Genomic DNA, 12280 nt, shown 5'->3' with positions numbered 1-12280 from the left:
CTCTTATTGTTCTGTCAGCGTGCGCACGTGGACGCCGCTTTCGAGGCGCGCCAACTGCGCGTCATCGCTGATGCCAAAACCGATCTGCGTCACGGCCATGGCGGCAATTGCCGTGGCACGGCGCAAGGTCTGTTCCGGGGTATCGCCGCTGAGCAGGCCGTGCAGCATGCCGGCCAGCAGCGAGTCACCGGCGCCGACGGTACTGGCCACCGTCACCTTTGGCGGCGTGGCCTGCAACGCCGCGCCTGGGCGGTACCAAGTGACGCCGGCAGCGCCATCGGAAACCACCACATGTTCCACGCCTTGCCGATGCAGTTGGCTGATTGCATCCGGGGCATGCCCCAGGGCATCGGCCAGTTCTTCAGTGTTGGGCTTGACCATCCACGGACCCGCCTTCAAACCGGCGCGCAGTGCTTCGCCGCTGGTGTCCAGGGCGACTTTCAACCCGAGGTTTTTCAGTTGCTCCAACAGCCCCTGGAACCACTGCGGGCTGATGCCACGCGGCAGGCTGCCGGCCACCACCACCGCATCGAATTGCGCACCGATATCGGCGATGCGCTTGAGCAGCGCGGCTTGCGCCGCGTCACTGACCACCGGCCCCGGCGCATTGATATCGGTGACACGGCCGTCCTGTTCGGCAATCTTGATATTGCTGCGGGTTTCGCCCGGCACGCGAATGAACGCGTCACCAAACCCACGGCGGGCGATGAGTGCCTCGAAGGCCTGGGGGTTCGCCTCGCCGAGGAAACCGCCCACGCTCACCTGATGGCCCAAATCCGCCAGCACCTGCGCCACATTCACACCCTTGCCGGCGGCATGCGTCAGCAGGGTTTCGCTGCGGTTCACTTCACCCGGTTCCAGGTGCGCCAGGCGCACCGTCAGGTCCAACGCCGGGTTCAGCGTCAGGGTCAGAATCCTTGCCATCTACACGGCCTCCACTAGGGCACGCACTTCGGCGGGCGAGCCCACCGCCAGTGCTTGTTGCGCCAGGCCCTGGGCCTCGCTCAGACTGAATTCACGCACCCGCGCCTTCACTTCCGGAATGCTGCGGGCCGACACGCTCAACTCATCCACACCCAGACCGATCAGCACCGGCACCGCCAGCGGGTCCGCCGCCAGCTCGCCGCACACCCCCACCCATTTGCCATGGGCATGGGCGGCGCGCACGGTGATGTCGATCAGTTGCAGCACCGCCGGGTGCAGGCCATCGGCCTGGGCGGACAAGGTGGGGTGACCACGGTCGATGGCCAGGGTGTACTGGGTCAGGTCGTTGGTGCCGACGCTGAAGAAATCCACTTCCTTGGCCAACACCGGCGCGAGCAAGGCCGCCGAGGGCACTTCGATCATGATCCCCAGTTGCAGGTCCGCCACCGGGATTTCCAGGCGCAGGCGCTCGGTCATATCACGGGCGGCACGCCATTCGTCGACGCTGCCGACCATGGGGAACATGATGCGCAGCGGGCGGCTATCGGCGGACCGTAACAGCGCGCGCAATTGTGCTTCCATGATCTGCGGGCGTTGCAGGGTGAGACGGATGCCGCGCACGCCAAGGAAGGGGTTTTCTTCCTCGGCAATCGGCCAATACGGCAACGGTTTGTCGCCGCCCACATCGAGAGTACGCACCACCAGCGGGCGACCGCCAAGACCGTCGAGCACGCGGCGGTATTCGGCCTCCTGGGTGGCTTCGTCCGGCGCCTGCGGGTGGGCCATGAAAATCAGTTCGGTGCGCAGTAGGCCGATGCCTTCGGCGCCCTGTTCCACCGCGCCGGCAACCCCAGCGCTTTCGCCGATATTGGCGAACACTTCCACGGCATGGCCGTCGCGGGTCAGCGCCGATTCATGGCGTTGCGCCGAAGCGGCTTGCAGGCGTTGTTCGCGGGTGTCGCGCTCGACCGTGGCGCGTTGCAGGGTGGCGGCGTCGGGGTCGACATGCAGGCGACCGCGCTGGCCATCCAGCAGCAAGGAGGTGCCGGAGGCCAGCAGCAACACCGCCGGGCCGGCGCCGACCAGCGCCGGGATACCGAGGGCACGGGCGACGATGGCGCTGTGGGCCGTCGCGCCGCCTCGGGCGGTGAGGATGCCGGCGACGCGCGCGGGATCAAGGCGCGCCACGTCCGACGGACCGACCTCGTCCATCACCAGAATGTAGGGTTCGCTCGGCTCCTGGGCGGTTTCGACGCCGCACAGTTGCGCCAATACACGGCGGCCGATATCACGCAGGTCGGCGGCGCGCTCGGCGAGCAAGGCGTCCTGCAACGATTCCTGCTGCCGGGCGGCCGCTTCGATCACACTCATCCACGCGGCTTCGGCGCTCTCGCCTTGCTTGAGGCGGGTGTCGACTTCGTCGGTGAGTTCCGGGTCGTCGAGCATTTCCTGGTGGGTGATGAAAATCTCGCGGATCGCCTTGGAAGGGTTGCGTTCGATCAGGCCCTGGATGTCGCGGCGCACTTCGCCCAGGGCGCTGTGCAGGCGCTGGCGCTCAATAGCGGAGGACTCGCCGCGCAGGGGGTAATCGAACGTTTGCTGAACCTGGATATGCGCGGGGCCAATAGCGATGCCCGGTGCGGCGGCAATGGCCTGGACCTGGCTGCCGCTGGTCGGCGCACTGACAACCGGCTCGATATCCAGGGCTGCCGGTTGGGCGCTGACCGTCGGTAGCGGCTCGACCTCTTCACCGAGGCCTTCCTCCACAGCGGCGAGCAACGCGGGCAGCGCATCGCCGGCAATCGTCGGCTCGGCGACAAACTCCAGCACCTGGCCACGCCGTGCGCCGAGGCTCAACAGCTTGCTCAGGCTTTTCACCGACACGGCGCCGACCGGGCCGTCAACGATGCGCACGCGGATGTCGCCGTCAAAACTTTTCGCCAACTGCGCGAGGATCTTCGCCGGGCGTGCATGCAGGCCATGGGCGTTGGCCAGGGTGACGCGGGCGCTGGGCCAGTCCGGAGGCAGTTCGCCGCCAAGCACTTCGAGCACGGCTCGGCTGCTGGTGGCGCGGCCCAGTTCCTGGCCGCGACCTTCGATGAGCAAGGCGCACAGGCGCTCCAACAGCGCTTGGTGGGCTTCACCGAGGCTGGCCAGACAGAACAAGCCATGGAGCGGCTGACCGAGGTAACGCATGGGCTTGTCCGGGGTGACAAACGCTAGGCCCGGGCGCTTGACGGTCTGTTCACTGTGCAACCACCACAGGCCATCGCCCAGGGGCAGCGCGTCAACCTGCTGCAACACGGCGGCGAAACCATTGCTCACACAATCGGCCTGGCGCAACAGGCGTGCGCCGCGCCAGACCAACTCTTCGAAGTCGTCGGCGGACACACCCAGGCTGATCATCTGTGCATCCAGCGCCAGTTCCTGCGGTGCGCCTTGCAGCAGTTTCAGCAGGACTTCGGCGCTTCCGGCACGGCGCAATGCCTGGCCCAGGTCGGTTTCACCAAGGGCACGGGTGAGCAGTTGCAACAGGCGCAGGTGTTCGTCGGATTTGGCGGCAATGCCAATGGCCAGGTACACGATCTGGCCGTCGCCCCAGTCCACCCCTTCGGGGAACTGCAGCAGGCGCACGCCGGTAGAGAACACCTGGTCGCGGGTTTCGGGGGTGCCGTGGGGGATGGCAATACCTTGGCCGAGAAAGGTCGAGCCCTGGGCTTCACGGGCCTGCAAGCCACTGAGATAACCCTCGGCGACCAGGCCATCAGCCACCAGTTTGTCAGCGAGCAGGTGCAAGGCAGCAGATTTATCCACAGCCACCTGGCCCATGGAAATCTGCTCTACAGTGAGCTCAAGCATGCCGTTCTCCTAGTTAGTGCGGTGACCGCACTAGGTATTGTTTTAAACAAACAGTGTAATGGGTGTGCATCAATAGCTGACTGAGCAGTCAGTTGGCAGTAGCTACTCAGTCGCGAACGTCGTAAAAATACGCTGGCTGAAACGTTTAATCTAGAATTTATGGCAGATTACGCGTTAATTGCGCATCCTTGAACAACCACTCGGCACTTGAGCTGAGACATTAGTCGAGTGCTGGAATCGGTTACGATTGGACAAAATGTCGGGGCAAGCTCCAGAAAACAAGGAAATCCCGGTTTGAAACTCAGTGATATCGCCCGTCTGGCCGGTGTGTCCGTGACCACCGCCAGCTACGTCATCAACGGCAAGGCCGAACAGCAACGCATCAGCAACGCCACCGTCGAACGGGTGCGGGCTGTCGTCGAAGCCCATGGCTTTACTCCTAACCCACAGGCCGCCGGGCTGCGCAGTCGGCACACGCGCACCCTGGGTTTCATCCTGCCCGACCTGGAAAACCCCAGTTACGCACGCATCGCCAAGCTCCTGGAGCAAGGTGCACGGGCGCGGGGCTATCAGTTGCTGATCGCCAGCTCCGACGATGACGCCGACAGCGAACGCCAGTTGCTGCAACTGTTCCGCGCGCGGCGTTGTGATGCGCTGTTCGTCGCCAGTTGCCTGCCGGCCAGCGATGACAGTTATCGCGAGCTGCAAGCCAAGGGGTTGCCGGTGATTGCCATCGACCGGGTGATGGGTGCGGATCAGTTCTGTTCGGTGGTCAGCGACGACCGCCAGGCGTGCCAGCAATTGACCAGCAGCCTGCTGCAACCGTTGCCCAAGCAGATCGTGCTGATCGGCGCACGACCCGAGCTGAGCATCAGCCAGGAACGTGCCGCTGGTTTCCGTGAAGCCCTTGCCGGGTTCACCGGCGAGGTGATCGTTGAACACGCAGAAGCCTTCAGTCGCGATTGCGGCCGACAGCTGATGGAGCAACTTCTCCAGCGACTGGGGCATTTGCCTGACGCGCTGGTAACCACGTCCTACGTGCTGCTGCAAGGCGTGTTCGACGCACTGCATGACTTCCCGCTCAAGTCGCGCCCGCTGCGCCTGGGAACCTTTGGTGATACCCAGTTGCTGGACTTCCTGCCGCTGCCGGTCAACGCCATGGCCCAGCAGCATCAACTGATCGCCGATACCGCCCTGCGCCTGGCCCTGGCGGCGATCGAAGAAGAACAGTATCAACCCGGCGTGCATGCCATCGGCCGGACGTTCAAGCAGCGTATTCACGAGGCTTGAGCGTGGAGCTGATCGACACCCATACGCACCTGGACTTCCCGGATTTCGACAGCGATCGCCGGGAAGTCCTCGCCCACAGCCGAGCGCTGGGCGTGCGGCGCATGGTGGTGTTGGGGGTGTATCAGCAGAATTGGCAAAGAGTGTGGGACCTGGTGCAAGCGGACGAAGGTTTGTTCGCCGCCTTTGGCCTGCACCCGGTGTACCTCGACGATCATCGCCCCGCTGACCTGACGGCGTTGGGCGATTGGTTGATGCGCCTGCACGGCCATCGGCAACTGTGCGCCGTGGGGGAAATAGGCCTGGATTACTTCCTCGAACAACTGGACCGCGAACGCCAGCAAAGCCTGTTTGAAGCCCAACTCAAACTGGCCGTGGACGTCCAACTGCCGGCGTTGCTGCACGTGCGCCGCAGCCACGCCGCCGTGATCGCCACCCTCAAGCGCATCCGCCTGCCCCGCGGCGGCATCATCCATGCGTTTGCCGGCAGCCTCGAAGAGGCTCGCGAGTACATCAAGCTCGGCTTCAAATTGGGGTTGGGCGGCGCCCCCACCTGGCCCCAGGCCTTGCGCATGCACAAGGTGCTGGCGCAACTGCCGCTGGATGCGGTGGTGCTGGAAACCGACTCACCCGATATGGCGCCGGCCATGTTCCCGGGCCAACGCAACAGCCCCGAACACCTGCCGGCCATCTGCACCGCCCTGGCCGAGCGCATGGGCATCAGCCCGCTATCGTTGGCTGAGGCGAGCACACGCAATGCGTGCGAGCTGTTCAATTGGTAAGACTGGCGCGACCACTTGCAGATCCAACGTGATCCGCTGCCGGTAACGGGCATAGCGCAGCGCCAGGAAATGCACCAGCAGCACCAGCAGTGACACGTTGAACTGCCCGACTACCGTGATCAACCCCACCCATTCTGTGACCAGTGCCACGATCAGCACCATGCAGGTGAACACCGCCATGCTCGGCTGCACCAGCGCCCAATGCCCCAACAACTTGAACGCCCGCAATTGCCGAGGGCAACTCAACTGCAGGAACTGCTGGCAATACGGGCAATCGAAGGGCTCTTCGATGGCGATGGCATTCAACTGCCAAGGCTTGAGTTCAAACCTGATATCACAATGGGCGCAATGCCCTTTGATGCCGACCGCAATGGTCATCGCCGTGCTCCCTGAACTTGAATTTGTCTGAAACAAATTCTCACCCATTCACCCAGCCAGAAAAGACACCCACGGAAATCAGGACAAGCGCTACACCGGCAAGCAATACGCCCTACCTACATTTCCTACACTCGAAACGCACCGATCAATTGCTTCAACTCAATCACCTGCATCGATAGCTGCCGGCTCGCCGCTTCGGTCTGGTGTGCGCCCTGGGCCGCATGCTCGCCGGCGCGGTTGATTTCGACGATGTTCTGGTCAATGTCGTGGGCGACGGCGGTCTGTTGCTCCACGGCGGCGGCAATCTGCTGGTTCTGGTCGACGATCATGCCCACGGCGCCAAGAATATTTTCCAGTGCCTGCTGGACCTTTTCCGACTGCCCGACCGTGCCACTGGCCATGGAATGGCTGGTGCCCATGGTTTTCACGGCGGCTGCCACACCGCTGTGCAGGCGGCTGATCATCTGTTCGATTTCTTCAGTGGAATGCTGAGTGCGCCGGGCCAGGGTGCGCACCTCGTCGGCCACCACTGCAAAACCACGCCCCTGTTCACCGGCACGCGCGGCTTCGATGGCCGCATTGAGTGCCAGCAGGTTGGTTTGCTCGGCAATGCTTTTGATCACCTCCAGTACGCTGCTGATGGACTGGCTGTCAGTGGCCAACTGGTTGATCACCCGTACCGACTCATCGATCTCCGAGGCCAGCCGCGCGATGCTGCCCTGCTGGGATTGCACCAGGCCACGGCCACTGACGGTTTCATCATTGACACTGTGTGCACTGCTGACTGCCGCCGCCGCGCTGCGCGCGACTTCCTGGGCAGTGGACGACATCTGGTTCATGGCCGTTGCCACCTGCTCGATCTGGCTACGCTGCCCGGACACCGCCTGGTTGCTCTGAGCCGAGATCGTTTCCACCTGGCCGGCCTGGAGCTCGACCTGGCTGACGGTGTGCCCGACGCGCTCGATCAGGTCATGGATCTTCGCCACGGTGCCGTTGAACACCTGGCCCAGGTCGCCCAACTCATCGCGACTATGCGCAACAAAAGTGACGGTCATGTCGCCGGCCGCCACCTTGTCCATCATCGCCCCCAGGCGCCGCAGCGTGGTGCGGGTGGACGCGTAGAAACCGGCGTACAAATAGAAGATCAGCAAGAACACGGCGCTCAGGGCCGACACGAGCACCACCATGTGCGTGCGGTTTTGCGCCAGGCGTTGCTCCAACTGCTGTCCGAGGAACGCCAGGGTGGCGTCATCCAGCTGATAGGTCAGGGCCATCAACTGGCTGACGCCGTCGTAGAAACCCTGCCAGGGTGCGTCGAGCGTTTCGGCCATCACCACCTGCTCTTCAAACAACTCGCTGCCATGCTTGAGGCTGGCGTTGCTGGCCGTGGCGAGGTTGTCGAGTGCCGCGTGGGCTGCGGTACTGGAGCCCAAGGCATCCTGCAACTTCAGGCCATATTCGGCCTGGAGTTTTTCCAGTTGCTGTAAAAGCTCGTCAAACCGTGTGCTTGACGAAGAATTGAGAAAACCCTGGCCCAGGGAATACGCGCCCATCGCCCGGCCTTCGCCCAGGGCCTGGGTGACTTGCGGGGTGACGCTGGTGATCAGCTCGCCGAGTTGGCGCAGGTCACTCTGGGCGTCTCGGCTGAGCCCGGATTGGCTGGCGACGATCTGGCTGAGCATCTGCGCCTTGTTGAGCAACTTGCCGATCAATGCACTTTTGCTCAGCAGCGACGTTTCCTGTTGCTGGGTCTTGAAGGCCGAAATCAACTCGTCGCGCTTGGCATTGAAAGCCGCAATCTGCTCGGGCTCGGTGGCCATAGCGTTGAGGCCCTGCAGGCGGTTGAGCACGCTTTGTTCCAGGGCGCTGATCTTGCCGTCAAGATCGCCGGCCTTGCCGGACTGACCGAGGGTGGCGTTGATCTGTACCTGGTTGTTGAGGGTTTCCAGGTCGCGGCGCAGGGCCAGGCTGCTGCCAAGTAAATCAAGGCTTTGCAGTTCGACGCGAGTGCCCTGGAATTCACGCCATGAGTCACGCACCAAGTAATAGTTGGTTGCCAGCATCGGTAGCAGGAACAACACGCTGATCAGGCTGAACTTCATGCCGAAGCTCAGGCGATTCATCAAGGCGACGGCGGGATAGAGCAAGCTCTTCACAGGTGAACTCCCTTTCTTTTATTTTTATTGAGGTGCAGGGCGGCAGTTAGCCAGCATCTGTATAGCTCAATTTGAGAGGGAGTTTTGTAACTTAAGGTTAATGGTTGGGGGGGGGCTGCTTCGCAGCCCAACGCGGGGCAAGCCCGCTCGCCACAAGCAAGCCCGCTCGCCACAGGCGAGACTGCTCACTACGGCGAGCCGGCTTCTACAGGGTCAGGGTAGGACGGTCCAGATGGCGAAGCCGGCGTACCACAGCACCGCTGCGCGTAGCAGCAGCTCCCAGAGTCGGTCCAGGCTGTTGATGCCATCGGGACCGACCGCAGGGGGTGGGATTTCGGCGGCGACCAGGCCGACTTTTTCCACCAGTTGTGCGGCGCTGATGTCCCAGCTCAGCAGTTCATGGAGCATCACACGGCTGACCGCAACGAAATTTCCGACCAGGGCAAAGCTGGCGGCCAGCAGGCGTACCGGCAGCCAATCGAACGCGTGGCGCAGTTGCCCGGCCCGCTCGGCTACCAAAGGGTTTTTGCTGTGTTCACTGGCCAGTGCGAGCAGCCGATAAGCCAGTGCGGCAACCGGGCCCAGCAGGAAGTACCAGAAAATCACCGCGAAAAAACTCTGGTAGGCCTGCCATAACAGATGACCCTGGACGCGTTCGAGCAATTGCTCGCCACTGTCGGCGCTCAGGCTCAGGTCACGTTCGGTCACATGCTCGGCGGCCTGCAGGTCACCCCGTCGCCAGGCATCGCGGAACGGACCAAGCCCGGCGAGCAGGTCACCACGACCCAGGCTGTAGATCACCACCAACAGGTGCACCGGTAGCGCCAGCAGCCCGTACGCCACCGGCTCCAGCACCAGCAGCAACAGCGCCAGCAAGGCCACCGGCAACAACACCAGCAACGCCAGAATCAGCCAGGGCTGCTTGCCCATGCGCGGGCTCGATTCCAGCTTGGCCAGTTCGCGCAACCAACCACCATCTCGCTGCAACCGCTGGCGCAGGGCCGAAAACTTCTCGATCCATACAGCCAGCACCAACACCAGGAAACTCATCGTGCGTGTCCTCCATCCTGCAGGGCGCTGCGAAAGCGCGTCCAATCAAAAGCGGGGCCGGGATCGGTCTTGCGTCCCGGAGCGATATCGCTGTGACCACAAATGCGCTCAGGGGTGATGCCTGGGTAAGCCACCAGCAACTGGCGGGTCAGGTCGATCAGTGCGGCATATTGAGCGTCGGTGAACGGCAGATCATCCGTGCCCTCCAGCTCTATCCCCAGGGAAAAATCATTGCAGGTGTCCCGCCCCTCGAAATACGACACCCCGGCGTGCCAGGCACGGTGGATGCAGGATACAAACTGCGTCACAGCGCCATCACGCTCAATCAGAAAATGCGCTGATACCCGTAGGTCGGCAATCCCTTCAAAGTAGGGATGTTCCGTGACATCCAGGCGGTTCTGGAAAAATTCCTGCACTTTGCCGGTGGCGAACTGCGCCGGTGGCAGGCTGATGTTATGCACCACCAACAGTGAGATTTCGCCGGCGGGGCGCTCGTTGAAGTTGGGCGACGGGCAATGACGGATGCCCTGGCACCAACCGCTGGTGGGGTCCAACTGCATACAGGTTCCTTGAACGATACAAAGTGTGACCAGTATGCCGCGTTAGACCCTCCGGTTGCGATCACTTGCCGCGATTGAGTTGACGCAGCTTGTCCACCACAGCAGTCAGGGCGCGCTCGAACAGGGGCCCGTCTTCCAGCGTGTGCAGTGCGCCACGCTTGAACGCCATTGCCAGTTGGCCGGCGCTCTTTTCCAACACCTTGAGCCCCGTGCGGCTGATGAACACATAAGTGTTGGCCGGCGCCATGATCGCTGTCAGCTTGCAGCGCAGCGTGCTGGCCTGGCCTTCCTGGAAGAGTACCCAGTCGCCCACCTTGAGTTGGAGAGCCTTGTACAGGTCAGGATCGTTACCCGGCAGCTCGGTGACCGGGTCGGGTGACGCCGTACTCAGCACAAATGGCTCACGCACCTCGATCAGCTCATCAACGCCTTCAGGTGCCTGGATATGCAACGCCTGCAAGCGCACAAAGAATTCTCGGGTGCTGAAGGGGTCGAACGCCGCGCTGGTCAAACCGTCGCGCAAGGCCTTGAGCAAACCCGGCAGTTGGTCCAGCAAACGTCGCCCGGCCTCGGTGTCCTGCTGCAGGCCGACGCTCCAGATCAACTCGTCCATGGTGCGCAGCCCAGCTTGCCATTGCACTGACTGCTCGCCGTGCTTGAGGCTCGCCAGCAGCAACACCTGGCTCCAGGCCTGTTGCAGGAACTGCACCACAGGACGCGGCAGGACCTTGCCCAACAGCCGTTTATTCAGCACATCAGCCACACGCTGGCGGGCGGCTTCAGTGCGCACACGCCCGGCTTCGGCATCGCGGGTGTGCTGTTCGAGCAAGTCGCTGCGCCGACGTTCCTCGGCGGCAAACGCGCTGAACTCGGCGAGCAATTGAGAAAAAATCGCCGGATCTTCGACAAATTCGTTGAGCAGGCGCTGCACCACTTGCTCGATGCGCAGGTAGAGAGGGTCGCATGCCTGGCTATCACACGGGCTGCAGCCCATGGCGACGGTCGCGACTTCATTGAGCAGGCGCCGCGCCGGATGGCTGGCGCGACTGAAAAAACTCTTGTCCAGCAACGCCACTTTCAGCAGAGGGATCTGCAAGCGGCCGATCAGGGCCTTGAAGGCATCGGGCACGGTACGGTCATTGAGGATGAACTCAAACAGCAGCGCGACCAGATTGATCACGTCTTCGTCCGCGTCCTCCACCACCCGCGACTTACCACTCTTGACGCTGACACGGGTGAGCAATTGTTCAAGCTGGCTGCGCAGGTCGAAATCGTCCTCCGACTCAGGCTCCGGCACGTACTGCTGCAAATGGGAGAGCAGGCGCAGCAGGTCCTGGGTGGAAATGGGCAACGGCTCGGCGCTGGCCTCAAGCGTCGGCGCCACGCTGCCACGCACCGCCGTCAGCAACGGCTGAAGCGCGGCGAAGGCTTCCTGGCCATTTTCGTCACCGGACCGGTCGGCGACTGGCGAAATTGCTTCGCGCGGATGCTCGGGTGCCGCACGCCCATCGATGCGCCGTGACGGTATGGCCTTGAGTTCAGGCAAGACGCCGGTTGCGACCAGCAGTTGATTGGCTTCACCGTATAGCTGGTCGGCGTCACTGAGCACGTATTTTTCAAAGAGCTTGAGCATGACCAGTTTGACGCGGATCTCCACGCCCAGGCTGCGCCCCGCCCGCAGGAAAAACTCACACAGCAGCGCCGGGCCCAGCGGGTTCTCACGATCATCCAGACGGTTGCCCAGCAAAGCGCTCAAGCGTGCCGTGAGTTGCCCAAGAGCCAGGCCGTCACGGTGGCGCACCCGACCCAACATGGCGTCAAGCGCCACGGCTTTTTCCAGGTCGTCCCTGGTCGAACCCGGCACGCCGTCGTAGGAAACCACCGGCACCAGTTGCAGCTCGCCCCGCCCTGCCTGGCCCAGACTGGCAAAGGCGTCGAAAAGACGCTCCATGAACACACGTTCGAAATTCTTGCGCTTGAGGCGCAGATCACGCATGGCTTCAAAGAAAATATGGTGATCGAGGTTGTTGCGCGCCTTGTCGGCCATTTCGAACAGTGTGTCGTCGGCGTTATCGAACAGCTCCTGCAACCCTTGCTGCAACTGTTGCGCCGCTTTGTCGCGAACCTGCAGCAACACCACCGGCAGTCGGGCGAGCGGCGATGGCGTGGCATGCGCCTTCTTGATTGGCACCACCTTTCCGTCATTGTGCATCCTGGCCTCCTGAAACGGCGGTATTGGGCGAGACGTCAAAGCTATGACGCCAATTGCAAGGCGCGAGATTAT

General features: G+C 62.7%; 9 protein-coding genes. 2 read left to right on the top strand and 7 right to left on the bottom strand.

Annotated elements, in window-relative coordinates; genetic code table 11:
* Positions 1 to 3 precede the first annotated feature (3 nt).
* Together pfkB and ptsP are read right to left on the bottom strand one after the other, a co-directional pair.
* Positions 4 to 924, bottom strand: a complete 921-nt coding sequence (gene pfkB, locus BM017_RS00720; RefSeq protein WP_092240670.1) for a 1-phosphofructokinase — start codon at positions 922 to 924, stop codon at positions 4 to 6.
* Positions 925 to 3783, bottom strand: coding sequence for a phosphoenolpyruvate--protein phosphotransferase (gene ptsP / locus BM017_RS00715; RefSeq protein WP_092240668.1), 2859 nt, complete (start codon positions 3781 to 3783; stop codon positions 925 to 927).
* Between the two features lie 294 nt (positions 3784 to 4077).
* Between ptsP and cra the strand changes: the two genes are divergently transcribed.
* Together cra and BM017_RS00705 are read left to right on the top strand one after the other, a co-directional pair.
* Positions 4078 to 5073 carry a catabolite repressor/activator gene (gene cra / locus BM017_RS00710; RefSeq protein ID WP_071491092.1) on the top strand — a complete coding sequence of 332 codons (996 nt, stop codon included), beginning with the start codon at positions 4078 to 4080 and terminating at the stop codon, positions 5071 to 5073.
* Positions 5074 to 5075: 2 nt separating this feature from the next.
* Positions 5076 to 5852 carry a TatD family hydrolase gene (locus tag BM017_RS00705; protein ID WP_092240666.1) on the top strand — a complete coding sequence of 259 codons (777 nt, stop codon included), beginning with the start codon at positions 5076 to 5078 and terminating at the stop codon, positions 5850 to 5852.
* Here BM017_RS00705 and BM017_RS00700 read toward each other — a convergent pair.
* From BM017_RS00700 to BM017_RS00680, 5 genes are all read right to left on the bottom strand, one after another.
* On the bottom strand, positions 5799 to 6230 hold the full coding sequence (locus BM017_RS00700) for a hypothetical protein (protein WP_092240664.1): 432 nt from the start codon (positions 6228 to 6230) through the stop codon (positions 5799 to 5801). The two genes, BM017_RS00705 and BM017_RS00700, sit on opposite strands and share 54 nt — an antisense overlap.
* Before the next feature lie 125 nt (positions 6231 to 6355).
* Positions 6356 to 7060, bottom strand: coding sequence for a methyl-accepting chemotaxis protein (locus BM017_RS29560; protein ID WP_371322044.1), 705 nt, complete (start codon positions 7058 to 7060; stop codon positions 6356 to 6358).
* Positions 7061 to 8599: 1539 nt separating this feature from the next.
* Positions 8600 to 9436, bottom strand: coding sequence for a regulatory signaling modulator protein AmpE (ampE, locus tag BM017_RS00690; protein ID WP_092240660.1), 837 nt, complete (start codon positions 9434 to 9436; stop codon positions 8600 to 8602).
* Complete coding sequence (gene ampD, locus BM017_RS00685; protein WP_071491087.1) at positions 9433 to 9996, bottom strand: 1,6-anhydro-N-acetylmuramyl-L-alanine amidase AmpD; 564 nt, start codon at positions 9994 to 9996, stop codon at positions 9433 to 9435. The genes ampE and ampD overlap by 4 nt, the downstream gene beginning before the upstream one ends.
* 61 nt (positions 9997 to 10057) lie before the next feature.
* Positions 10058 to 12208, bottom strand: coding sequence for a DUF1631 domain-containing protein (locus BM017_RS00680; RefSeq protein WP_092240658.1), 2151 nt, complete (start codon positions 12206 to 12208; stop codon positions 10058 to 10060).
* Positions 12209 to 12280: the final 72 nt, after the last annotated feature.

Source organism: Pseudomonas sp. NFPP04 (genome assembly GCF_900113815.1).
GTDB lineage: Bacteria > Pseudomonadota > Gammaproteobacteria > Pseudomonadales > Pseudomonadaceae > Aquipseudomonas > Aquipseudomonas extremorientalis.
Note: the sequence above shows the minus strand (reverse complement) of the source record. Positions and strands in the feature narration are given on the sequence as shown.